This window comes from Hydrogenophaga sp. IBVHS2, from assembly GCF_002127215.1.
Classification (GTDB): Bacteria; Pseudomonadota; Gammaproteobacteria; order Burkholderiales; family Burkholderiaceae_C; genus Hydrogenophaga.
The window spans coordinates 53479-77284 of the sequence record NZ_NFUT01000001.1; the positions used below are offsets into that span (position 1 = coordinate 53479).

The 23806-nt window shown below is 69.5% G+C and carries 23 protein-coding genes; 9 read left to right on the top strand and 14 right to left on the bottom strand.

Annotation, left to right across the window (positions count from 1 at the left end; translation table 11 throughout):
- Positions 1–6: 6 nt before the first annotated feature.
- From CAP38_RS00295 to CAP38_RS00320, 6 genes are all read right to left on the bottom strand, one after another.
- On the bottom strand, positions 7–1740 hold the full coding sequence (locus CAP38_RS00295; protein ID WP_086118907.1) for an ABC transporter substrate-binding protein: 1734 nt from the start codon (positions 1738–1740) through the stop codon (positions 7–9).
- A 103-nt stretch (positions 1741–1843) separates the two neighbouring features.
- Positions 1844–2152 (bottom strand): DUF2160 domain-containing protein, encoded by a 309-nt coding sequence (locus tag CAP38_RS00300; protein ID WP_086118908.1) that lies wholly within the window; start codon positions 2150–2152, stop codon positions 1844–1846.
- A gap of 10 nt (positions 2153–2162) precedes the next feature.
- The gene (locus tag CAP38_RS00305) at positions 2163–2975 is read right to left on the bottom strand and encodes a carbohydrate ABC transporter permease (protein ID WP_086118909.1); all 813 of its coding nucleotides are present in this window, start codon (positions 2973–2975) and stop codon (positions 2163–2165) included.
- Positions 2972–3862, bottom strand: a complete 891-nt coding sequence (locus CAP38_RS00310; protein ID WP_086118910.1) for a carbohydrate ABC transporter permease — start codon at positions 3860–3862, stop codon at positions 2972–2974. Before CAP38_RS00310 ends, CAP38_RS00305 begins: the two co-directional genes overlap by 4 nt.
- Positions 3859–4932 (bottom strand): ABC transporter ATP-binding protein, encoded by a 1074-nt coding sequence (locus CAP38_RS00315; RefSeq protein WP_086118911.1) that lies wholly within the window; start codon positions 4930–4932, stop codon positions 3859–3861. The genes CAP38_RS00310 and CAP38_RS00315 overlap by 4 nt, the downstream gene beginning before the upstream one ends.
- Positions 4932–6014, bottom strand: coding sequence for an ABC transporter ATP-binding protein (locus CAP38_RS00320; protein ID WP_086118912.1), 1083 nt, complete (start codon positions 6012–6014; stop codon positions 4932–4934). The genes CAP38_RS00315 and CAP38_RS00320 overlap by 1 nt, the downstream gene beginning before the upstream one ends.
- 160 nt (positions 6015–6174) lie before the next feature.
- Between CAP38_RS00320 and CAP38_RS00325 the strand changes: the two genes are divergently transcribed.
- From CAP38_RS00325 to proC, 3 genes are read left to right on the top strand one after another with little or no spacing between them, the layout of a single operon-like run.
- A complete protein-coding gene (locus CAP38_RS00325; protein ID WP_086118913.1) occupies positions 6175–6951 on the top strand; it encodes a DeoR/GlpR family DNA-binding transcription regulator in 777 nt (258 codons plus the stop codon).
- 25 nt (positions 6952–6976) lie between these two features.
- Positions 6977–8470 carry a glycerol kinase GlpK gene (gene glpK, locus CAP38_RS00330; protein WP_086118914.1) on the top strand — a complete coding sequence of 498 codons (1494 nt, stop codon included), beginning with the start codon at positions 6977–6979 and terminating at the stop codon, positions 8468–8470.
- Positions 8471–8510: 40 nt separating this feature from the next.
- Positions 8511–9350: a pyrroline-5-carboxylate reductase gene (gene proC / locus CAP38_RS00335; RefSeq protein WP_086118915.1), complete on the top strand. Its 840-nt coding sequence runs from the start codon at positions 8511–8513 to the stop codon at positions 9348–9350.
- 21 nt (positions 9351–9371) lie between these two features.
- On the opposite strand, the gene ubiA is transcribed toward proC, so the two are convergent.
- From ubiA to recG, 3 genes are read right to left on the bottom strand one after another with little or no spacing between them, the layout of a single operon-like run.
- Entirely contained in the window at positions 9372–10250 is an 879-nt protein-coding gene (gene ubiA, locus CAP38_RS00340) for a 4-hydroxybenzoate octaprenyltransferase (RefSeq protein WP_086118916.1), read from the bottom strand.
- Positions 10250–11209: a hydrogen peroxide-inducible genes activator gene (locus tag CAP38_RS00345; RefSeq protein ID WP_086118917.1), complete on the bottom strand. Its 960-nt coding sequence runs from the start codon at positions 11207–11209 to the stop codon at positions 10250–10252. The genes ubiA and CAP38_RS00345 overlap by 1 nt, the downstream gene beginning before the upstream one ends.
- A gap of 30 nt (positions 11210–11239) precedes the next feature.
- Positions 11240–13324, bottom strand: a complete 2085-nt coding sequence (recG, locus tag CAP38_RS00350) for an ATP-dependent DNA helicase RecG (protein ID WP_256924156.1) — start codon at positions 13322–13324, stop codon at positions 11240–11242.
- Between the two features lie 67 nt (positions 13325–13391).
- On the opposite strand from recG, the gene queA reads away from it, so the two are divergent.
- Entirely contained in the window at positions 13392–14453 is a 1062-nt protein-coding gene (queA, locus tag CAP38_RS00355; RefSeq protein ID WP_086118919.1) for a tRNA preQ1(34) S-adenosylmethionine ribosyltransferase-isomerase QueA, read from the top strand.
- Complete coding sequence (tgt, locus tag CAP38_RS00360) at positions 14440–15612, top strand: tRNA guanosine(34) transglycosylase Tgt (RefSeq protein WP_086118920.1); 1173 nt, start codon at positions 14440–14442, stop codon at positions 15610–15612. The genes queA and tgt overlap by 14 nt, the downstream gene beginning before the upstream one ends.
- On the opposite strand, the gene CAP38_RS00365 is transcribed toward tgt, so the two are convergent.
- From CAP38_RS00365 to CAP38_RS00380, 4 genes are all read right to left on the bottom strand, one after another.
- Entirely contained in the window at positions 15609–16694 is a 1086-nt protein-coding gene (locus tag CAP38_RS00365) for a zinc ribbon domain-containing protein (protein WP_086118921.1), read from the bottom strand. The two genes, tgt and CAP38_RS00365, sit on opposite strands and share 4 nt — an antisense overlap.
- Before the next feature lie 25 nt (positions 16695–16719).
- The gene (locus tag CAP38_RS00370) at positions 16720–17520 is read right to left on the bottom strand and encodes a DUF2145 domain-containing protein (RefSeq protein ID WP_086118922.1); all 801 of its coding nucleotides are present in this window, start codon (positions 17518–17520) and stop codon (positions 16720–16722) included.
- Positions 17517–17984 (bottom strand): hypothetical protein, encoded by a 468-nt coding sequence (locus CAP38_RS00375; protein WP_086119685.1) that lies wholly within the window; start codon positions 17982–17984, stop codon positions 17517–17519. Before CAP38_RS00375 ends, CAP38_RS00370 begins: the two co-directional genes overlap by 4 nt.
- A 208-nt stretch (positions 17985–18192) precedes the next feature.
- Entirely contained in the window at positions 18193–20127 is a 1935-nt protein-coding gene (locus CAP38_RS00380) for an MFS transporter (protein WP_086118923.1), read from the bottom strand.
- 177 nt (positions 20128–20304) lie between these two features.
- Here CAP38_RS00380 and CAP38_RS00385 point away from each other — a divergent pair, with 177 nt between their 5' ends.
- The gene (locus tag CAP38_RS00385) at positions 20305–21036 is read left to right on the top strand and encodes a helix-turn-helix transcriptional regulator (RefSeq protein WP_086118924.1); all 732 of its coding nucleotides are present in this window, start codon (positions 20305–20307) and stop codon (positions 21034–21036) included.
- Positions 21037–21056: 20 nt separating this feature from the next.
- Positions 21057–22238 carry a nitrate/nitrite transporter gene (locus CAP38_RS00390; protein WP_086118925.1) on the top strand — a complete coding sequence of 394 codons (1182 nt, stop codon included), beginning with the start codon at positions 21057–21059 and terminating at the stop codon, positions 22236–22238.
- Here the strand turns inward: CAP38_RS00390 and CAP38_RS00395 are convergent.
- Complete coding sequence (locus CAP38_RS00395) at positions 22228–22860, bottom strand: response regulator transcription factor (protein WP_086118926.1); 633 nt, start codon at positions 22858–22860, stop codon at positions 22228–22230. The two genes, CAP38_RS00390 and CAP38_RS00395, sit on opposite strands and share 11 nt — an antisense overlap.
- 161 nt (positions 22861–23021) lie before the next feature.
- Here CAP38_RS00395 and CAP38_RS00400 point away from each other — a divergent pair, with 161 nt between their 5' ends.
- Together CAP38_RS00400 and CAP38_RS00405 are read left to right on the top strand one after the other, a co-directional pair.
- On the top strand, positions 23022–23462 hold the full coding sequence (locus CAP38_RS00400; RefSeq protein ID WP_086118927.1) for a BON domain-containing protein: 441 nt from the start codon (positions 23022–23024) through the stop codon (positions 23460–23462).
- Positions 23463–23494: 32 nt separating this feature from the next.
- On the top strand, positions 23495–23806 hold the full coding sequence (locus tag CAP38_RS00405) for a BON domain-containing protein (RefSeq protein ID WP_086119686.1): 312 nt from the start codon (positions 23495–23497) through the stop codon (positions 23804–23806).

The window sequence follows — 23806 nt, forward strand, 5'->3', positions numbered from 1 at the left end:
TGCGGATCAACGGGCCTTGCCGGCCTTCCAGGCGTTGAGCAGCTGCTCGTAGGCGATGGTCTCGCCCTTGGGCTTCTCGTTGGCCAGCTTCTTCCACGGCGCGGCCTTGTCGCTCAGCCACTTGTCCGGGCTTTCCTTCTTGTTGAGCTTGGGCGCGCAACGCTCCATGCCGGCGCGCTCCAGACGTCCCATCACCTGGTCCATCTGCTCGGCCAGGTTGTCCATGGCGGCCTGGGGCGTCTTCTCGCCGGTCACGGCCTGGGCCACGTTCTGCCACCAGAGCTGGGCCAGCTTGGGGTAGTCGGGCACGTTGGTGCCGGTCGGGCTCCAGGCCACGCGGGCGGGCGAGCGGTAGAACTCGACCAGGCCACCCAGCTTGGGCGCCATGTCGGTCATGGCCTTGCTCTGGATGTCGGACTCGCGGATCGGGGTCAGGCCGACCAGGGTCTTCTTGAGCGACACCGTCTTGGCGGTCACGAACTGGGCGTACAGCCAGGCCGCGGCCGTCCTGTTGGCATCGTGGTTCTTGAAGAAGGTCCAGCTGCCCACGTCCTGGTAGCCGTTCTGCATGCCCTGCTTCCAGTACGGGCCGTTGGGGCCGGGGGCCATGCGCCACTTGGGCGTGCCGTCGGCATTGACCACCGGCAGGCCGGGCTTGGTCATGTCGGCGGTGAAGGCCGTGTACCAGAAGATCTGCTGCGCGATCTGACCCTGGGCGGGCACCGGGCCAGCTTCGCCAAAGGTCATGCCGGTGGCCTCTTTCGGTGCGTACTTCTTCATCCAGTCGACGTACTTGGTCAGCGCGTAGACGGCGGCCGGTGAGTTGGTGGCACCGCCGCGCGAGACGCTTGCACCCAGCGGGTTGCAACCGTCGGCCGAGGCACGGATGCCCCATTCGTCGACCGGGCGGCCGTTGGGGATGCCGATGTCGGCGGTGCCGGCCATGGACAGCCAAGCGTCGGTGAAGCGCCAGCCCAGCGACGGGTCCTTCTTGCCGTAGTCCATGTGGCCGTAGATGGGCTTGCCGTCGATGGTCTTCACGTCGTTGGAGAAGAACTCGGCGATGTCTTCGTAGGCGCTCCAGTTCAGCGGCACGCCCAGGTCATAACCGAACTTGGCCTTGAACTTGTCCTTCAGGTCCTGGCGTGCGAACAGGTCGGCGCGGAACCAGTACAGGTTGGCGAACTGCTGGTCGGGCAGCTGGTAGAGCTTGCCATCCGGACCGGTGGTGAACTTGGTGCCGATGTAGTCCTTGATGTCGATGCCGGGGTTGGTGAACTCCTTGCCCGCACCGGCCATGTAGTCGGTCAGGTTCATGATCTTGCCGTAGCGGTAGTGGGTACCGATCAGGTCGGAGTCGGAGATCCAGCCGTCGTAGATGCTCTTGCCCGACTGCATGGAGGTCTGCAGCTTCTCGACCACGTCGCCTTCCTGGATCAGGTCGTGCTTGACCTTGATGCCGGTGATCTCCTCGAAGGCCTTGGCCAGGGTCTTGGACTCGTACTCATGGGTGGTGATGGTCTCGGAGACCACCGAAATTTCCTTGACGCCCTTGGCCTTGAGCTTGGCCGCGGCATCGATGAACCACTTGAGCTCGGCCGTCTGCTGGGCCTTGTTCAGGGTGGAGGGCTGGAACTCGCTGTCGATCCACTTCTTGGCGGCGGCTTCGTCGGCCCAGGCGGGCAGCGAACCCAGGGCCAGCAGCGATGCCAGCGCCAGGGCGGTGTGACGCACTTTCATGAATGTCTCCTCTGTGTAGGCTGCCCCGGACGGGAACGCAGGCTCGGCCCCGGGGCAGCGATCGGGCCGAATCGGAAGGAAAGGAATGCGGAACGGCGGCGGATCAGCCCTTGCGCATGACCAGCAGCAGCCAGACGACCGAGATGCCGAAGCTGACCCACACGCTGGGCTCCTCGGCCATCGACAGGCGCTCGGCGATCCAGCCGGCCAGGCCGACAAACGCCAGGTTGATGTAGGCCGCGCCCAGCAGGCCCACGAACAGGCGGTCGCCGCGCGTGGTCTTCATGGGCAGGAAACCCTTGCGCTCGGTGGTGGGGGAGCGGACCTCCCACACCGTCATGCCGATCAGCATGAGCGCGATGACGGTGAAGAAGACGGCCACCGGTGTGGTCCAGACCATCCAGGCAAACATGGCGGCTCCTTCAGACGCGGCCCATCGCGAAGCCCTTCGCGATGTAGTGGCGGACAAACCAGATGACGATGGCACCCGGCACGATGGTCAGCACGCCGGCGGCTGCCAGCGTGGCCCAGTCCATGCCGCTGGCACTGACCGTGCGGGTCATGGTGGCGACGATGGGCTTGGCGTTCACGCTGGTCAGCGTGCGCGCCAGCAGCAGTTCCACCCAGCTGAACATGAAGCAGAAGAACGCCGCCACGCCCACGCCGGCCTTGATGAGCGGCAGGAAGATGGTGAAGAAGAAGCGCGGGAAGCTGTAGCCGTCGATGTAGGCGGTCTCGTCGATCTCGCGCGGGATGCCGCTCATGAAGCCCTCCAGGATCCACACCGCCAGCGGCACGTTGAACAGCAGGTGCGCCATGGCCACCGCAATGTGGGTGTCCATCAGGCCCAGCGTGGTGTAGAGCTGGAAGAAGGGCAGCAGGAACACCGCCGGCGGCGTCATGCGGTTGGTGAGCAGCCAGAAGAAGACGTGCTTGTCGCCCAGAAAGCGGTAGCGGCTGAAGGCGTAGGCCGCCGGCAGTGCCACGGTCAGCGAGATGGCCGTGTTGATGCCCACGTAGATCAGGCTGTTGATGTAGCCCGAGTACCAGGAGGGGTCGGTGAAGATGGTCTTGTAGTTGGCCCAGGTGAACTGCGCCGGCCACAGGGTGAACGAGGACAGGATCTCCTCGTTGGTCTTGAAGCTCATGTTGAGCATCCAGTAGATCGGCAGCAGCGCGAACACCAGATAGGCCAGGAGGAACAGCGTCCTCTTCTTGAAGCGGCGCTCGTTCATTCCGAACCCTCCTTGGGCGCCTGGCCCAGGCTCTGCATCCAGTTGTAGAGCACGAAGCAGAACAGCAGGATGATGAGGAAGTAGATCAGCGAGAAGGCGGCGGCCGGACCCAGGTCGAACTGGCCGACCGCCTTGGTGGTGAGGTACTGCGACAGGAAGGTGGTGGCGTTGCCGGGGCCGCCGCCGGTGAGCACGAAGGGCTCGGTGTAGATCATGAAGCTGTCCATGAAGCGCAGCAGCACCGCGATCATGAGCACGCCGCGCATCTTGGGCAGCTGGATGTAGCGGAACACCGCCCACTTGCTGGCACCGTCGATGCTCGCGGCCTGGTAGTAGGCGTCCGGGATGCTGCGCAGACCGGCGTAGGCCAGCAGCGCCACCAGCGGCGTCCAGTGCCACACGTCCATGGCCAGCACCGTCCACCAGGCGTGGTCGGGGTTGCCGGTGTAGCTGTAGTCGAAGCCGGCCTTCTCGAGGTAGTAGCCCAGCAGGCCGATGTCGGCCCGGCCGAAGATCTGCCAGATGGTGCCCACCACGTTCCACGGGATCAGCAGCGACAGCGCCACGATGACCAGCACCGCCGAGGACTGCCAGCCGCGCGACGGCATGGACAGCGCCAGCGCGATGCCCAGCGGGATCTCCACCAGCAGCACCGCCAGCGAGAACTGGATCTGCCGCCACAGGGCCAGGTGCAGCTCTTCGTCGCGCATGACGGCCACAAACCATTCGGTGCCGACGAACACGCGGCGGTCGGGCGAGAAGATGTCCTGCACCGAATAGTTCACCACCGTCATGAGCGGCAGCACGGCCGAGAAGGCCACGCACAGCACCACCGGCAGCACCAGCCACCAGGCCTTCTGGTTCACGGGTTTCAGGGTCTGGCTCACGGGATCAGCCTTTCGTCCTGGTAGAAGCAGGTGTGGGTGTCGATCAGGCGCAGGTGCACCGTGTCGCCCACGGCGGGGGCCTGGCGCTCGGCGGCCAGCCGCACCTTGAGCGCGTGGCCGCCGGCCTCGCAGGTGAGCATGGTGCTGGTGCCGATGTCCTGTACCCGGCTCACGCGCGCCGGCAGGGTGCCGGCCTCGCCGTCCAGGCCCAGGTCGAGGTATTCCGGGCGGATGCCCAGCCGCAGATCGCCGGCGGGCAGACGGCGCCCGGGCACCGGCAGCAGCCGGTCCAGCACCCGCACCGCCGCGCCCTCGGCCACCGCCGGCAGGAAGTTCATGCCCGGCGAGCCGATGAAGTGGCCCACGAAGGTGTGCTCGGGCCGCTCGAACAGGGCCTCGGCCGTGCCGACCTGCACCGCCCGGCCGCGCGACATGACCACCACCTCGTCGGCAAAGGTCAGGGCCTCGATCTGGTCGTGGGTCACATAGATGAGGGTGAGCTTGAGCTCGTGGTGGATCTGCTTGAGCTTGCGCCGCAGCTGCCACTTGAGGTGCGGGTCGATGACGGTGAGCGGCTCGTCGAACAGCACGGCCGACACGTCCGGCCGCACCAGGCCCCGGCCCAGCGAGATCTTCTGCTTCTGGTCGGCCGACAGCCCGGCCGCACGCATGTCGAGCTGGTGGCTCATCTCGAGCATCTCGGCAATACGCCCCACACGCTCGCGGATCTCGGCGGCGGGCACCTTGCGGTTCTTCAGAGGGAAGGCCAGGTTCTCGGCCACGGTCATGGTGTCGTAGATGACCGGGAACTGGAACACCTGGGCGATGTTGCGCTGCTGCGGGGTCTGGCGGGTCACGTCGCGGCCGTCGAATTTCACCGTGCCTTGGGAGGGCGCGAGCAGGCCCGACATGATGTTGAGCATGGTGGTCTTGCCGCAGCCCGACGGGCCGAGCAGCGCATACGCGCCGCCATCGCGGAACGCCATCTTCAGCGGCAGCAGGGCGTAGTCCTCGTCGCGCTGCGGGTTGGCCCGGTAGGCGTGTGCCAGGTCGAGTTCGATCAGGGCCATCAGCCACGCCCTCCGTTGGCGCTGCGCGCCGCAGGCCGCAGCAAGGGGCCGGCGGCATCGAACAGGAACACCTGGCGCGGGTCCAGGTGCAGGGTGAGCGGGGCACCCAGGTTCAGGTTGTGCACGCCGGTGAGCTGGGCCACCAGCTCACCCACCGGGCTGCGCAGGTGCACGAAGGTGTCGGAACCGGCGATCTCGGCCAGCTCCACCTGGCCGGGCACCGTCACGTCGCCTTCCCGGGCCTGCGGGCGCAGGGCACCGGCGCGCAGGCCCAGCACCAGCTGGCGTGGCGCACCGACGGGCAGGACCACCGGCCAGATGTCGCCACCGGCCAGGCGCACCCCGCCCTCCACCGCCTCGGCCGGCAGCAGGTTCATGGGCGGGTCGCTGAAGGCGCGGGCCACGCGGATGCTCTGCGGCGCATGGAACACCTCGGCGGTGGGGCCGTACTGCAGCAGCTCACCGGCATCCATCACGGCCGTGTGACCACCCAGCAGCAGGGCCTCGCCCGGCTCGGTGGTGGCGTACACCACGGTGGAGTCGCCGCTGGCGAACAGCGCGGTCAGCTCGTCGCGCAGCTCCTCGCGCAGCTTGTAGTCCAGGTTCACCAGGGGTTCGTCGAGCAGCATCAGCGGCGCACGCTTGGCCAGGGCCCGCGCCAGCGCCACGCGCTGCTGCTGGCCACCCGAGAGCTCGGCCGGCAACCGTTCCAGGAAGGGGTCGATGTGCAGGCGCTCGGCCAGCTCGCGCACCCGGCGTTCGATGTCCTTCTCGCCACGCAGCTTCAGGGGGGAGGCGATGTTCTGGGCCACCGTCATCGACGGGTAGTTGACGAACTGCTGGTAGACCATGGCCACGTTGCGCTCGCGCACCGAGGCCCGCGTCACGTCGCGGCCATCCACGCTGACGCGGCCGCTGGTGGCGCCGTCCAGGCCGGCCATGATGCGCATCAGGCTGGTCTTGCCGGCCTGGGTCGCACCCAGCAGCACGGTGACGGCGCCGGGCACCGGCGACAGGCTCAGCGGGTAGAGGTGGACTTCGGGTCCGACCGTCTTGCCGACATGTTCCAGGGTGAGTTGCATGGGGATGAATCGAACAAAAAACGCCCGATCGAAACGGGTTCGCTTTCGATTCGGGCATTCTATTGTTCGTTTATGTTCGTTTTTATTCGGTATTTACCCTGATCGGCGCTTTTCGGTTTTCCGATATGTTCGTGGCCCGGACCTTGCTGCCGCGCCTCCCATGAACCTCAATCCCCGCCACACCGCCCTGCTCGACGAGGTGCGCGCCCACGGGCCGCAGACCATCGAGGCCCTGTCCGAGCGATTCGGCGTGACCCTGCAGACGGTGCGGCGCGACGTGCAGCGGCTGGCCGAGGCCGGCCTGCTGGCGCGCTTTCATGGCGGCGTGCGGCTGCCGAGCTCGACCACCGAGAACATCGCCTACCGCCAGCGCCAGGCCATGCAGGCCGAGGCCAAGCTGGCGATTGCCCGCGCCGTGGCGGCCCGCGTGCCCAACGGCTGCTCGCTCATCCTCAACATCGGCACCACCATCGAGGCGGTGGCCCGGGGCCTGCTGCGGCACCGCGGTCTGCGGGTCATCACCAACAACCTGCACATCGCCTCGCTGCTGAGTGCCAATCCGGACTGCGAGGTCATCGTGGCCGGCGGCCAGGTGCGCGGCGCCGACCAGGGCATCGTCGGAGAAGCCACGGTGGACTTCATGCGGCAGTTCAAGGTCGACATCGGCCTGATCGGCATCAGCGGCATCGAGGCCGACGGCACCCTGCGCGACTACGACTACCGCGAGGTGAAGGTGGCCCGCACCATCGTGGCGCAGTCGCGCGAAGTCTGGCTGGCGGCCGACCACACCAAGTTCAACCGCCCGGCCATGGTGGAGCTGGCCCGGCTGGACGAGCTCGACCTGCTGTTCACCGACCGCGCCCCGCCCGCCCCCTTCGACCAGCTGCTGGCGCAGAGCCACGTGGAATGCGTGGTGGCCGACAGCGATCCCGCCTGACATCCCCCTCTCCCGGATTGCCCGCATGAGTTACCTGCTCGCCCTCGACCAAGGCACCTCCAGTTCGCGCAGCATCGTCTTCGACCGCGCCGGCCGCGTGGTCAGCATGGCGCAGCGCGAGTTCCGCCAGATCTACCCGCAGCCCGGCTGGGTGGAGCACGACCCGCGCGACCTCTGGTCGACCCAGCTGGAGACCGCCCGCGAAGCCCTCAAGGGCGCCGGCCTGCGCGCCAGCGACATCCGGGCGGTGGGCATCACCAACCAGCGCGAGACCACCGTGGTGTGGAACCGCCGCACCGGCGAGCCGGTCTACAACGCCATCGTCTGGCAGGACCGCCGCGCCGAAGACGCCTGCGCCCGTCTGCGCGAGGCCGGCCACGAGGCCCGGGTGCAGGCCCTCACCGGGCTGCGCATCGACGCCTACTTCTCCGGCACCAAGCTGCAATGGATCCTCGACCGGGTGCCCGGGGCACGCGACGCCGCCGAACGCGGCGAGCTGGCCTTCGGCACGGTCGACAGCTGGCTGATCTGGCAACTGACCGGCGGCCGGCGCCATGTCACCGATCACAGCAACGCCGCGCGCACCCTGCTGTTCAACATCAACACCCAGCAGTGGGACGACGAACTGCTGGACCTGCTGCACATACCGCGCTCGCTCATGCCCGAATCGCTGCCGTCGAGCGCCGACTTCGGCACCCTGGATGCCCAGTGGCTGGGCGCCGAGCTGCCGATCGGCGGTGTGGCGGGCGACCAGCAGAGCGCCCTGTTCGGCCAGGCCTGCTTCCAGGCCGGCATGGCCAAGAACACCTATGGCACCGGCTGCTTCATGCTGATGCACACCGGCCATCGCTTCCAGACCAGCCAGAACGGCCTCATCACCACCGCCTGCGCCCAGCCGCCGGGCGCACCGCAGTTCGCGCTGGAGGGCAGCGTGTTCATCGGCGGCGCCGTGGTCCAGTGGCTGCGGGACGGGTTGCGGGCCATCGAGGCCAGCAGCGAGGTGCAGGCCCTGGCCGAAAGCGTGCCCGATGCCGGCGGCGTGATGCTGGTGCCGGCCTTCACCGGCCTGGGCGCCCCGTACTGGCAGCCGGAGGCGCGCGGCAGCATCACCGGGCTGACGCGCGGCACCACCATGGCCCACATCGCGCGGGCGGCGCTGGAGAGCATCGCCTTCCAGAGTGCGGCCCTGCTGGACGCCATGAGCCGCGATGCGGTGGCCGCCGGTGGCGTTCCGGTGACCGAACTGCGGGTGGACGGCGGCGCCTGCGTCAACGACCTGCTCATGCAGATCCAGGCCGATCTGCTCGGCATACCGGTGGTCAGACCGGCGGTCGTGGAAACCACTGCCCTGGGTGCGGCCTACCTGGCAGGCCTGCACTGCGGCCTGTATGCCGGCCTGGACGAGCTGTCCGCCCAGTGGCGGGCCGAGCGCATCTTCCACCCCGACCTGTCGCGGGACGAGGCATCTGCCCGCATGGCCGCCTGGGAACACGCTGTGCGGCAGACCGTGGCCGCCTGAACGCCGACGGACGTGGCGTCGCCCACGCCACAATGCGGGCATGAACACCCGCACCCTTCCTTCCGGCACTCCCCTCATCACCTTCATCGGCGGCGGCAACATGGCCAGCGCCATCATCGGCGGCCTGCTGCGTCAGGGCCACCCCGCCGAGGGCCTCCAGGTGGTCGAACCCTGGGACGAACAGCGATCCCGCCTCGCGGACCTGTTTCCGGGCGTGGCCCTGCACCCGGCGGCCGGCCCGGAGATGCAGCCCTCCGACATGGTCATCTGGGCCGTCAAGCCGCAGACCTTCCGCGAGGCGGCACTGGCCAGCGCCCCTTACCTGCAGGATGCCCTGCACCTGAGCGTGGCCGCCGGCATCACCACCGACAGCATGGCCGCCTGGCTGGGCACCGGCCGGATCGTCCGGGCCATGCCCAACACGCCGGCCCTGGTCGGACTGGGCATGACCGGGCTGTTTGCCCGCGACGATGCCGGCGACGAGGACCGTACCCTGGTCGAGCAGGTGGTGCGCACCACCGGTGAGCTGGCCTGGGTGCCGGTGGAGCAGGATCTGGACGCGGTGACCGCCCTCTCCGGCTCCGGCCCGGCCTACGTGTTCTATTTCCTCGAAGCCATGCGCGACGCCGGCGAGAACATGGGTCTGTCGCCCGAGCTGGCGCTGCAGCTGGCCACCGGCACCTTCATCGGCGCCGCCACCCTGGCCCAGCGCTCGGACGATCCGCCGCAGATCCTGCGCGAGCGGGTCACGTCCAAGGGCGGGACCACCTACGCGGCCATCAGCACGCTGCAGGCGGCCCAGGTGAAGGAATCGTTCGAGCTGGCGCTGGAAGCCGCTCGCCGCCGGGCCGAGGAGCTGGGCCGCGAATACGGCCGCTGATCGCCCGCCGCGGGACCGCGCTCAGGCCAGCACCAGCGCGGTGCCGACGAACACGGTGAAACCCAGCCAGTGGTTGGCCCGGAAGGCGCGGAAGCAGCCCTCGCGGCTGCGGTCGGCGATCAGCCGCACATGCCAGACCACCTGGGCCAGTGCCACCAGCAGGGTCAGGCCCCAGGGCAATGGCCGGGCCTGCACCAGGGGCCAGAGCAAGGCCGTCCAGGCGGCAAGCCACACCAGATAGAAGACCGCGATGGCCGGCACGTCGGCCCGGCCCAGGGTGATGGCCGAGGTCTTCATGCCGATCTTCAGATCGTCGTCACGGTCGACCATGGCGTATTCGGTGTCGTAGGCCAGCACCCAGAACAGGTTGGCCAGCAGCAGGCCCCAGGCCAGGGGCGGCACCTGCTGCTGCACCGCTGCAAATGCCATCGGGATGCCGAAGCTGAAGGCCACGCCCAGCACCGCCTGCGGCATGGACACGAAGCGCTTGGCATACGGGTAGACCAGCGTCACGGCCAACGCCGCGAACGACCACAGCACGGTCACCGTGTTGGTGGTGAGCACCAGGGCAAAGGCGACGAGCGCCAGGGTGGCACCCACCGCCAGGGCCTCGCGCACGCCCACCCGGCCGCTGGTGACCGGGCGCTGGGCGGTGCGCTTGACATGGCGATCGAAGTCGCGGTCGGCCACGTCGTTGATGCAGCAGCCGGCGCTGCGCATGAGCACCGTGCCCAGCGTGAACACCGCCACCAGGTGCCAGCCGGGAAAGCCTCCGGCCGCCAGCCACAGGGCGGCCAGCGTGGGCCACAGCAGCAGCAGCCAGCCGGCCGGCCGGTTCCAGCGGATCAGATCCAGGTAAAGGGCCAGGCGCGAGGGCGCTCCCATCGGTACCGTGGCCATCAGGACAAGCGTTTGACGCCCGGCAGCTCGCAGGCGTAGATGGCGTTGCGCAGCTCGGCGATCGCCTCGTAGCGGGTGAAGCTGCGCCGCCAGGCCAGCACCACGCGGCGGGTGGGCGCCTCGCCCTGGAAGGGCAGGTAACGCACATAGGCCGAGTCGCCGAAGTCCTGACCGGGGTTGGCCGCGCCCTCCAGCGCCGAGGTGGGCACCGACAGACGCGGCACCAGGGTCACCCCCATGCCGGCGGCCACCATGTGCTTGATGGTCTCCAGCGACGAGCCCTCGAAGCTCTTGCGGATGCCTTCGGTGTCGTTGGAGAAGCGCGCGAACTCGGGGCAGACCTCCAGCACATGGTCGCGGAAGCAGTGGCCGGTGCCCAGCAGCAGCATGGTCTCGCGCTTGAGCTGTTCGCTGGTGATGTGGTCCTGCGCGGCCAGGGGGTGGGTGTGCGGCACGGCGGCCAGGAAGGGCTCGTCGTACAGCGGTGCGAGCGCCAGGTTGGTGTCCGGGAACGGCTCGGCCAGGATGGCGCAGTCGATCTCGCCCAGGCGCAGCTGTTCCAGCAGCGCGACGGTGAAGTTCTCCTGCAGCATCAGCGGCATCTGGGGCGTGCGGTCGATGACGTGGCGCACCAGGTCGGGCAGCAGGTAAGGGCCGATGGTGTAGATGACCCCCAGTTTCAGCGGCCCGGCCAGCGGGTCCTTGCCGCGCTTGGCAATCTCCTTGATGGCAGCGGCCTGCTCCAGCACCGTCTGGGCCTGGCGCACGATTTCTTCACCCAGCGGGGTGACCGCGATCTCGGTGGCGTTGCGCTCGAAGATCTTGAGCTCCAGCTCTTCCTCGAGTTTCTTGATCGCCACCGACAGGGTGGGCTGCGAGACGAAGCAGGCTTCGGCGGCCTTGCCGAAGTGCTTTTCGCGGGCCACCGCGACGATGTACTTGAGTTCGGTCAGCGTCATGCGGATATTGTGCCCCCCTGCGCCGCCTGATCAGGCTTTCAGGTATTCGGCCTTGCTGCCGAGCCAGCGGGCGACATGGTGGTCGGCGGCCTGGGGATGTCGCTCCAGCATGGCGGCAGCGGCTTCACGGGCCCAGGCCAGCAGGTGGGTGTCGGTGGCCAGGTCGGCGAAGCGCAGCAGGGGCGCGCCGGACTGGCGGGCGCCCAGGAATTCGCCCGGTCCCCGGATCTCCAGGTCGCGCCGGGCGATCTCGAAGCCGTCGTTGGTTTCGGCCATGGCGCGCAGGCGCTCGCGGGCCGTCTCGCCCAGACGGCCGCCCTCGGGCGGGGTGTACATGAGCACACAGGCCGATGCCGCCGCGCCCCGCCCCACCCGGCCGCGCAGCTGGTGCAGCTGGCTCAGGCCGAAGCGCTCGGCATGTTCGATGACCATCAGCGAGGCGTTGGGCACGTCCACGCCGACCTCGATCACGGTGGTGGACACCAGCACGCCCATCTGCCCGCCGGCAAACAGCGACATCACCGCCTTCTTCTCGGCCACCGGCATGCGCGAGTGCAGCAGCCCGACCATCACCCCGGGCAGGGCCTGGCTCAACTCGGCGTGGGTGGCGGTGGCGTTGGACAGGTCCAGCGCCTCGCTTTCCTCGATCAGCGGGCAGACCCAGTACACCTGCCGGCCCTGGGCCAGCTGGGCGCGGATGCGCTCCACCACCTCGGCGCGGCGGCTGTCGCTCACCACCCTGGTGACGATGGGCGTGCGCCCGGGCGGCAGCTCGTCGATGGTGGACACGTCCAGATCGGCGTAGTAGCTCATGGCCAGCGTCCGCGGGATGGGCGTGGCACTCATCATCAGCAGGTGGGGTTCGGCCGTGGTCTTGGCGCGCAGCGCCAGTCGCTGGGCCACGCCGAAGCGGTGCTGCTCGTCGATGATGGCCAGGGCCAGGTCGGCGAACTGCACCTGGTCCTGGATGACCGCGTGGGTGCCCACCACCAGCGCGGCCTCGCCGCTGGCGATCAGCGCCAGCATGGCCTGTCGCTGGGCCTTCTTCTGGCTGCCGGTGAGCCAGGCCACCTTTTTGCCCAGGGGCTGCAGCAGCGGCTCCAGCCAGCCCACCAGCTTGCCGAAATGCTGCTCGGCCAGGATCTCGGTGGGGGCCATGAGGGCGCACTGGCGGCCGGCGTCGATGGCCACCATGGCGGCCAGCGCGGCCACCACCGTCTTGCCCGAGCCCACGTCGCCCTGCAGCAGGCGGTGCATGGGTACCGGCCGGCCCAGGTCGGCCACGATTTCGTCGACCACGCGGCGCTGCGCAGCGGTAAGCGCAAAGGGCAAGGCGGCCAGCAACTGCTCCTGCAGCCCGCCCCGGCGCAGCGGCAGCACAGGGGCCGTGAGGGCATCGCGCTCGCGTTTGGCCATGGCCTGCGAGAGCTGCTGGGCCAGCAGTTCCTCGGCCTTGAGGCGCTGCCAGGCCGGGTGGCTGCGGTCTTCCAGCGCCGCCAGTGCCACGTCGGGCCCCGGCTGGTGCAGGAATTGCAGGGCCTGGCGCAGCGTCCAGGCGCCGCGCACCACGCCCTGCAGGCTCTCCAGCAGCTCGGGCGGAAGGGTCTCGCTCAGGTCGGCGCGGTTCAGGCCGCTGGCCACCACCTTGCGCAGGTAGGCCTGGGGCAGCTGGGCGCTGGTGGGATAGACCGGCGTGAGGGCCTGCGGCAGATCGCCGCTGGCGGCCCGGAAGGCCGGGTGCAGCAAGGTCCGGCCCAGGAAACCGCCGCGCAGCTCGCCCCGGGCCCGGATGCGCTCGCCCACCGCCAGGGTCTTGAGGTGCGCGGGGTAGAAGCTGAAGAAGCGCAGGGTGCAGGTGTCGGTGCCGTCGTCCAGCGTGACCAGCAACTGCTTGCGCGGCCGGTACTGCACCTCGCTGTGGGTCACCGTGCCCTCGATCTGCACCGGCAGGCCTTCGCGCGCCTCGTTCAGCGGCGTGATGCGGGTCTCGTCCTCGTAGCGCAGCGGCAGGTGCAGGGCCAGGTCGATGTCGCGCACCAGGCCCAGGCGCTGCAGCGCCTTCTGGGGCGCGGACAGCGGCTTTTTCTCGGTCGGGGTGGCGGGCGCAGCGGGCATCGGATAATTGTGCCCTTCGTCCTCCATCCCCTTCACTTGGAACGGGTCCGTCCGGCCCTCAAGCAGCATGACTTCCTCTCCTGCGGCGCCTCGCGCCTTCACCCTGGGCGATTTCGATTTCGCCCTGCCCCCCGAACTGATCGCCCAGCACCCCGCCGCCGAACGCAGCGCCTCGCGCCTGCTCGACGGCACCGGGCCGGCTCCGGTCGACCGCGTGTTCCGCGACCTGCCCGGCCTGCTGCAGCCCGGCGATCTGCTGGTGTTCAACGACACCCAGGTCATCAAGGCCCGACTGTTCGGCGAGAAGTCCACCGGCGGCAAGGTGGAGCTGCTGGTCGAGCGCGTGCTGACCGACCACGAGGTGGTGGCCCACATGAAGGTCAGCAAGAAGCCGGCCGTGGGTGGTGTCATCCACCTGGCCGGTGGCTGCACCGCCACGCTCACCGGCCGCTGGCCCGACGAGCACGGCGCCCTGTTCCGCTTCCGCTTCAGCGAGGAACCGCACGCGGTGATGCAGGCCCACGGCCATGTGCCGCTGCCGCCCTACATCACCCACGAAGACACGGCCGACGACGAGCGCCGCTACCAGACGGTGTTTGCGAAGAACCCCGGCGCCGTGGCCGCACCTACCGCCGCCCTGCACTTCGATGAAGGCGTGCTGGCCGGCCTGCGCGAGCGCGGGGTGCACACGGCCGAGGTCACGCTGCATGTGGGCGCCGGCACCTTCCAGCCGGTCAAGACCGACAACATCGCCGAACACACCATGCACGCCGAGTGGTACCGGGTGCCGGCCTCCACCATCGCGGCCATCGAGGCCTGCCGTGCCCGTGGCGGGCGGGTGGTGGCGGTGGGCACCACCAGCGTGCGCACGCTGGAGAGCTGGGCCCGCACGGGCCAGACCGAGGGCGACACCAGCATCTTCATCACGCCGGGTTTCGCATTCCGGGTGGTGGACCTGCTCATCACCAACTTCCACCTGCCCAAGAGCACGCTCATGATGCTCATCAGCGCCCTGGCCGGGCACCGGGAGGTGATGGACCTGTACGCGCATGCCATCGCGCAGCGCTACCGCTTCTTCAGCTATGGCGACGCCATGCTGCTCTCAAGGAATCCGCATGCTGCAGTTTGACCTGCTCCACACCGACCCCGACAGCCACGCCCGCCGCGGCCGGCTCACCCTCAACCACGGCGTGGTGCAGACGCCCATCTTCATGCCGGTGGGCACCTACGGCACGGTCAAGGGCGTGATGCCGGCCAGCCTGGAGGACATGGGCGCCCAGATCATCCTGGGCAACACCTTCCACCTCTGGATGCGACCGGGCCAGGAGGTGATGCAGAGCTTCGGCGGCCTGCACGGCTTCGAGCGCTGGAACAAGCCCATCCTGACCGACTCGGGCGGCTTTCAGGTGTGGTCGCTAGGGAACATGCGCAAGATCACCGAGGAGGGCGTGCACTTCGCCAGCCCGGTCAACGGGGACAAGCTGTTCATGTCGCCCGAGGTCAGCATGCAGATCCAGACCTGGCTCAACAGCGACATCGTCATGCAGCTCGACGAGTGCACGCCCTACGAGACCGACGGCCACATCACCACCGTCGACGAGGCGCGCCGCAGCATGGAGATGAGCCTGCGCTGGGCGAAGCGCTCGCAGGACGAGTTCGCGCGCCTGGGCAACCCGAACGCGCTGTTCGGCATCGTGCAGGGCGGCATGTTCGAGTCGCTGCGCGAAGAATCGCTGGATGCCCTGGTGGCCATGGACTTTCCGGGCTATGCCGTGGGCGGCGTGAGCGTGGGGGAGCCCAAGGACCTGATGCGCCGCATCATGGCCCACACCCCGCACCGCCTGCCGGCCCACAAGCCCCGTTACCTGATGGGCGTGGGCACACCCGAAGACCTGGTGCAGGGCGTGGCCGACGGCGTGGACATGTTCGACTGCGTCATGCCCACCCGCAATGCGCGCAACGGCACGCTGTTCACCCGCTTCGGCGACCTGAAGATCCGCAACGCCCGCCACAAGACCGACCACCGCCCGCTGGACACCACCTGCACCTGCCACGCCTGCGCCGGGCGCTCGGGCGTGAGCTGGGACGACGGCGGGCGCGAGGGCTTCAGCCGCGCCTACCTGCACCACCTCGACCGCTGCGGCGAGATGCTCGGCCCCATGCTGGCCACCATCCACAACCTGCACTACTACCTCAACCTCATGCGCGAGGTGCGCGAGGCGCTGGAGGCCGGCCGTTTCAGCGCCTTCCGGGCGCAGTTCGCGGCCGACCGGGCACGCGGCATCTAGGCGGCAGGGGCCGGCACGTCGACCGCGCCGGACGCCGGACCGGGGTTGACGGCAGCCGGCTCGCCACAGCCGTGGCAGTAGCGGGCGAACGCGTTCTTGCGCGTCCGGCATGCCGAGCAGCGGTTGTGCAGGCAGATGCCGCAGTGCGGACAGAAGTCGTTGGCCGGGTCCTTCAGGTCCACCGTGCGTTCGCAGCCGGGGCACACGCCTTTGGCCAGCCGGGTCAGGGCCAGGTCGTAGTCCAGCGCCTGGCGCCGTTCGGTGTCGGGCAGGGTCTCGGCCTGGCGCTGCCGCTCCTGGTAGCGCTGGAGCGCCGCGATGGCATGGCGCCCGCCCAGCACGGTGATGACGATGCCCACGATGTAGTGCACATAGCCGCCGTAGCTCGGCAGATACGGCACCAGCTCCACGAAGAACGCGAAGCCGGCAAAGATGATGAAACCCCACACGAAGGGCCAGGCGCTGGTGTGGCGCTTGCGCACGAACAGCCAGCCCGCCAGGGCCAGCAGCGGCAGGGTCAGGGCCAGCCGGTAGGCGAACACCCGCAGCTCCTGGGCGCGGCGGGCGCTGTCGAAGCGCTGGCGGGCGTCTTCGGTCAGCTCCCGCAGTTCGGCCTGGGCGCGGTCGCGGCCCTGGCGCACGTCGAGCAGGGACTGCTGCCGCGCCTCCACCGCCGCCAGCGCCGCGCGCTCGGCCTGGCGCAGGTTGTCCAGCGCGCGGGTGCGCTGCACCAGCTCATCGTCCTGATCGGGCCGCTGGGTCGCAGTGCGGGTGGCCAGCCATTGCTGGAAGCTGTCGCGCGCGGCGCGGTGGCTGGCCTGGGCGGCCTGCTGCTGCAGCTGCAGCTGCTCCAGCTCGGCCTGCAGATCGCGCTCGCTGCGATCGGCCTGCTGGATGCCGGCCTTCAGCGCCGGGGCGCGCTGCGGATCCAGAAAGTCGTCCAGCGTGCGCTGCTGCTCCACCTGCGGCAGATCGCCGACGATGGTGCTGCCCAGGCCCATCAGGAACCAGGCGAACACGAAGGCCAGCAGCCACAGGCCGCGGCGAAACCATTTCTCGGACCAGCGCAAGGCTTTGCTCATGACGTGCTCCCGGGGTGGCGTGGCATCAGTTGGGCAGTGACAGCGTCTGCACCGGCCCGGCCAGCTGGCTGCGTCCCATCCAGGCAAAGGCAGAGTCCACCGTCACGGTGTCGATGCGGTCGGAAAACCGCAGTTCGTTCGGATGATCGTCGAAAGCGATGTGCGCCGTGCCCACCCGGGCACCCAGCCGTTGCAGCGGCCGCACGGTCAGGCGGGTGGGCTGGTAGCCCTTGAACTTGAGCCACGCCTGGGCGGACTCGCGGTCGGCGGCACCGGGCTCCAGCATGGCCGCCATGGCCTCCAGCGCCCACTGGTTGGACTGCTGGTAGCGCGTGCCCCAGGCATAGCTGACCATGCTGTAGGCCGGCTGATGCACCCGAAGGGCCCGGTCCCCCTGGGTCAGGGCGGCGTGCAGCGGCTCCTGCAGGGCCGGTGCCGGCACCACCCAGGCCGCCTCATGGCGCCACAGGTCGTCCAGGAAAAACACGCCCAGGCCCTGGCGGTGGATCTGCCCCTGAGCGGTGCCGCAGTCGTTGAGCTTGTGCAGCACCCGCCAGGTGCCGTCGGGCAGCCGGTACGCCCAGCCCAGGTGCGAATAACGCAACCCGTGGGCGCTGAGGTCCTGGCCGGCGCGGGCCAGCACCACCACCCGGGTGCCGTCGCGCTGGTGGGCCGCGTCCAGGGCAGCGTGGGTGCGCTGGGCCAGCTCCAGGCCGCGCTGCAGGGCCTGCGGGGTGAGCGGCTTCTGCTCGCAGGACTGGCCGGCATGGGCGCCGGCAGCCAGCGCGGCGAACAGCATGGCAATGACGGTGGCGCGGGCTTTCATCGGGTCACCTGCTCGCTCGCCAGCAGGGCTTCGCCCAGGGCGTTGGGGATGAAGGCCAGCACCTGGCCGGAGGCCGAGAGCATGGCGCCGGCACCGGTCAGGCTGACGGTGACCAGGGTGCCCACCCCCACCGAGGCGGCACCGGCGGCCCGGGTGGACAGGCGCACGCTGGCGCGGGCCCCGTCGGACAGCCGCTCGAGCACCCAGACCGTGCCCTGGGCCGAGAGCTCGACCGACTTGACCACCAGCACCGCGCCACCGGCCGACAGCGCCAGCGGCACGGTGGCCACGGCCGATGCGGCGCCGGAAGCGGCCACGGCCGACCCGGCCACGACGGAGGCCACCGGCAGGGCCGATACCGCCACCGAGGCTTCGCTCTGGGCGTGGGCCGACGGGCCGGCCAGCAGGGTCAGCGACAGGCCGATGGCGGCCAGGTGGCGTTGCAGGGAAGGAATGCGGAACATGAAGCACCTGAAGGGTTGGTTGAACACGGGCCGCATGGTGAACGCAACACGGCCCCATGCCCCCTCCCGGTGTGGTGCTGTGCTGCGGCAAGCCACCGGCGGTACCGCGGCGCGATACCGGCGCCCCGGACTGCCTGCGGAATCCTGATGCCGGCCCTGCTGCGGGTGCCGTGCGCCGACCGCACCGCCGGCCGGATGGCGGTGTGGGTCAGAGGGCGGTGACCAGGCCACCCACCCGCTCGCGCAGCGCATCGGTGGTGAGGCCCTCGGCCTCAAGGGCCGGCCCCACCTGCAGAGCCACCGGCGACCAGAAACCGCGCCGGAACGGCCGCACCATCGCGGTGGGCTCGCCGCCGCGCAGCTCGATGCGGCTGAAGAACGAGCCCCACAGATGGCTCAGGCCCATGGGCACCACCGGCACGGTCAGCCCGTCGGCGCGGGCCTGCTCCAGCACCTTGAGCACGCCGCCCTTGAAGGGCTGCAGGCTGCCGTCGCGGGTGATGGCCCCTTCCGGGAAGATGGCCAGCAGGTCGCCCTCGCGCAGCACGGCAGCGGCGGCCTCGAAGGCCCGGGCATAGGCCTCGGGGTCTTCCTTCTGCGGCGCCACCGGAATGGCCTTGGCCAGCCGGAACAGCCAGCCCAGCACCGGCACCCGGAAGATGCGGTGGTCCATGAGGAAGCGGATCGGGCGCGGGCTGGCGCCCATGAGCAGCACCGCATCGATGAAGCTCACATGGTTGCAGACCAGCACCGCCGGGCCCTCGGTGGGGATGTGCTCGTCGCCCTGGATGCGGAAGCGGTAGATCAGGTGCGAGGCCACCCAGGCCACGAAGCGCAGCAGGTATTCGGGCACCAGCAGGAAGATGTAGCCGGCCACCACCGCATTGGCCAGACCGACGAACAGGAACAGCTCGGTGATGGAGAAGCCCAGGTGCAGCAGCAGGCCGGCGATGAGTGCGCTGGCGATCATGAACAGCGCATTGAGGATGTTGTTGGCCGCGATGATGCGGGCCCGGTGCGTGGGCTGGCTGCGCATCTGGATGAGGGCGTACATTGGCACGCTGTAGATGCCCGCAAACAGCGAGAGCAGCAGCAGGTCGGCCAGCACGCGCCAGTGCGCCGGCTGCGCCAGGAAGGCCCCCAGCGGCAGCGCCTGGGCCGGCGGCAGGCCGCTGGCCGCAAAGTACAGATCGACCGAGAACACGCTCATGCCGATGGCGCCCAGCGGCACCAGACCGATCTCCACATGGCGGCGGCTGAGCACCTCGCACAGCAGCGCACCCACGCCGATACCGATGGAGAACACCACCAGCAGCAGCGAGGCGACCTGCTCGCTGCCGTGCAGCACGTCGCGCGCAAAGGCGGGGAAGCTGCTGAGGAACACCGCGCCGAAGAACCACATCCAGCTGATGCCCAGCAGCGAGCGGAACACCACCACGTTGCCGTGCGCCAGCCGCAGGTTGCGCCAGGTTTCGGTGAACGGGTTCCAGTTGATGCGCAGCTGCGGGTCGGTGGCCGGCGAGGCCGGCACCGCCTGGGCCAGCACCCGGCCCACCACCGCCAGCACCAGGCAGGCCACCGCTACCGCCTGCGGACCGGTGCCGGGCAGGGCGATCAGCAGGCCGCCGGCCACGTTGCCCAGCAGGATGGCCACGAAGGTGCCCATCTCGACCATGCCGTTGCCGCCGGTGAGCTCGCGCTCGCTCAGGTGCTGCGGCAGGTAGGCGAACTTGACCGGGCCGAACAGCGTGCTGTGCAGGCCCATCAGGAACACGCAGCCCAGCAGCAGCGGGATCTGCTGCGCCATGAAGCCCCAGCCGGCCAGCAGCATGATGGCGATCTCCAGATCCTTGACCCGGCGGATCAGCATCTGCTTGGGGTATTTGTCGGCCAGCTGGCCACTGGTGGCCGAGAACAGCAGGAAGGGCAGGATGAACAGCGCGCCGATCACCAGCCCGGCCAGCGAGGCCGGCAGCCAGTCCAGCTGCAGCTGGTAGGTCACCAGCACGGTGAGCGCGAACTTGAAGACGTTGTCGTTGCCGGCGCCCAGCATCTGTACCCCGAAGAAGGGACCGAAACGGCGCTGGGTCAGCAGGGCGAACTGGCCGCTGTGCTGGGCTTCATGGGCATGGGGGGACGACATGCAGGTTCTCCTTGCTCGGGGCCGCTGGCGGCGAATTGAAACACGGTGCGGGTGACAGGGCTGCAGCATGCCCGCGACACCCGCGCGACACCCCCGGTGGATGACCCGGGTGCAGGCCGCCGGGCCTTGCGGTATCGTGAAACGGTACCCCCCACCGCACCATCTCCGGCAAGACCCATGGGCACCACACTCGACCTCGTGACCGCCATCAAGGCCGAACTCAAGGCCGCGGGCATGACCTATGCCGACCTGGCGCGCGCACTCGACATGGCCGAGTCCAGCGTCAAGCGCATGCTCTCGCGCGGCGACATGCCGCTGTCGCGGGTGGACGAGATCTGCCGCCACCTCAAGCTGGACTTCAGCGACCTGGCCCGGCGCGTGGCCGAATCGCAGCCCCTGCTGCGCGAGCTCAGCGCCGAACAGGAGCGCGCCGTGGTGGCCGACAAGAAGCTGCTGCTGGTGGCCATCTGCGTGCTGAGCCAGTGGACGCTGGAGCAGATCACCGCGGCCTACCGCCTCACGCCGGCCGAGGGCGTGAAGTACCTGGCGCAGCTGGACCGGCTGGGCATCATCGAGCTGCGGCCGCTCAACCGCTACCGGCTCAAGCTGGCCAAGACCTTCCGCTGGCGGCCGCACGGCGCGGTCATGAACTACTTCCGCGAGCATGCGCTGCTGGACTACTTTGCCGGCGGCTTCGACGGCCCCGGCGAGGGCCTGCTGCTGGTGCACGGCTCGGTGAGCAAGGCCCTGGCGCCGCACTTCGCCGAACGCCTGCAGCGCCTGGCCACCGACTTTGCCCAGCAGCACCAGACCGACCAGAGGCTGGCCGAGAAGGACCGCGAGGGCTACACCCTGGTGCTGGGCATGCGCAGCTGGGAATTCGAGGCCTTCACCCACCTGCGGCGCTGAACCCGCCACCGAACCCGCCGATGCAAGACCGCCCCGTCCCCCGCCACATCCTGCCCGTCATCGTGCTGGCCCAGCTGCTGGGCACCTCGCTGTGGTTCGCGGTGAATGCGGTCATGCCCGACCTGCAGCGCGAACTGGGCTGGCCCACCAGCACCGTGGGCACGCTGACCTCGGCGCTGCAGTTCGGCTTCATCCTGGGCACGCTGGTGTTTGCGCTGCTGGCCCTGGCCGACCGCTTCGCGCCGCGCCAGGTGTTCCTGGTGTGTGCGCTGGCCGGTGCCGGCTGCACGGTGGGGGCGTGGGCCATGGTGCGCGACCAGGACGCCCTGATGCTGTGGCGCTTTGCCACCGGCTTCTTCCTGGCCGGCATCTACCCGGTGGGCATGAAGATCGCGGCCCAGTGGTACAGCAAGGGACTGGGCGGTGCGCTGGGCTTTCTCATCGGCGCGCTGGTGCTGGGTTCGGCCAGCCCGCACGCGCTGCGGGCGCTGGGCGACGCCCTGCCCTGGCCCACGCTGATGCTGGGCGTGGCCGCGCTGGCGGCCCTGGGCGGTGTGCTGCTGTACCTGTGCACCGGCGACCCGCCCGGCGCGGTGGCCCGCGTGACCACACTGCAGTGGCGCGCCCTGGGCACGGTCTGGACCGACCGCAGGGTGCGCAGTTCGGTGCTGGGCTACTTTGGCCACATGTGGGAGCTCTACACCATGTGGGTGCTGGTGCCGCTGATCCTGGCCACCCGGCTGCAGGGTACCGGCCTGTCGTGGGCGGCGTTCTTCGTGCTGGGGGCGGGCGCCCTGGGCTGCGTGGCCGGCGGGCTGGTGTCGCAGCGCTTCGGCAGCGCCCGGGTGGCCGGCAGCCTGCTGGGCACCAGCGGCCTGTGCTGCTTGGCCGCGCCCTGGCTCATCGGTGCCCCGGACATCCTGTTCTACGCCTGGCTGGTGCTGTGGGGCATCAGCGTGGCGGGCGACTCGCCGCAGTTCAGCACGCTGACCGCCCGCAACGCGCCGCCGCAGGCGGTGGGCAGCGTGCTCACGCTCACCAACAGCATCGGCTTTGCCATCTCCATCGTGAGCATCCTGCTGTTCGTCTTCCTGGCCGAGACGGTGCCGCTGCAGCACCTGGTGCCGTGGCTGGCCCTCGGGCCGGCCCTGGGGCTGTGGGCGCTGTGGCCGCTGGTGCGGGCCGAGCGCCTCAGTCGATGAGCCCGTTGCGCACCGCGTAGTAGGTCAGGTCGCTGTTGCCCTCCAGGCCCAGCTTGGTCAGCACCCGGCTGCGGTAGGTGCTGACCGTCTTGACGCTCAGGTGCAGTGCCTCGGCGATCGCGCCCACGGTCTCGCCCTGTGCCAGGCGCAGGAACACCAGGGTCTCGCGTTCGGAGAGTGCCTCGTGCGGCAGCCGGGTGCCGCCACCCAATGCCCGCTCGGCCATCAGTTCGGCCACCTCGGCGCTGAGGTAGCGGCGTCCAAGCGCCACCACCCGGATGGCGTCGACGATCTCCTGCGGGTCGCATTCCTTGTTGAGGTAACCGCTGGCGCCCTGGGCCATGAGGGTCGGCGCATAGCGGCTGGCGGGAAAGCCGCTGAGGATGAGCACCGGCAGATCGGGGAAGCGGGCCTTGATGGCCTGCAGCGCCTCCACCCCGCCCTGCCCGGGCATGGACAGGTCCATCAGCAGCACGTCCACCGGCGTCTGCCGCACCAGTTCCAGGGCCTCGCGCCCGTTCGCGGCCTCGCCGACCACCCGCAGATCCACCTGCTCGCCCAGGAACTGGCGCAGGCCGGTGCGCACGATGGCGTGGTCGTCGACGATGGCGATCTGGATCATGCGGATCGATGGGGGCAGGGGTATGCGTGGCGCGGCCAATGTAGCAGCCCCGCGCCTGTAGGACGCGTCCTACACACGGACGCGGCGGTGTCCGACAGATCGGCGTGCGGCCACTGCCTACAGTGACCTCACCGCAACGTCATCTGTGAAAGGACACCGACATGCAACGCACCCTCCGCCTCCCCGCCCTGACCGCCGCCCTGCTGGCCACCGCCGTGCTGGCCGCCTGCGGCGAATCCGGCGAGCCCACCCTGGGCCAGCGTGTGGACAACACCGTCAACCAGGTCAGCCAGAGCGCCGCGCAGATGGGCCAGGACGCCAAGCAGGCCGCGCAGGAAGTGCAGGCCGCTGGCGAGAAGGCCGCCGACGTGATGGCCCGGGACGCCACCGATGCCGCCATCACGGCCAAGGTGAATGCCGCCCTGGCCGCCGACGACCGCCTCAGCGCCCTGGGCATCGACGTGGACACCACCGACGGCCGCGTGGAGCTCTCGGGCACGGCGCCGGACGCCGCCTCGCGTGAACGCGCCACGGTGCTGGCCAAGGCCGTGGAAGGCGTGGTCGAGGTCGAGAACCGCCTGACCATCCGCAGCCAGAGCTGATGCCCGCCGCAGACCGCCCCAAGGAGCCCTTGATGAAACCCAGCCATTTCCTGATGGCGGCTGCGGCCGCCGTGATGATCGTGCAGACCGCCGGCTGTGCGGTGGCGCGTGACCAGCAGAGCGTGGGCTCGTACATCGACGACACCACCATCACCACCCGGGTCAAGGCCCGCATGGCCGAAGACCCGGCCGTGAGCGCCATGTCCATCCAGGTGGAGACGCTCAAGGGCACGGTGCAGCTCTCCGGCTTTGCCAAGAACAGCACCGAACGCAGCGCCGCCGAGAAGCTGGCGGCCAGCGTGCCGGGCGTGGTGGCGGTGCGCAACGACATCGTCGTGCGCTGA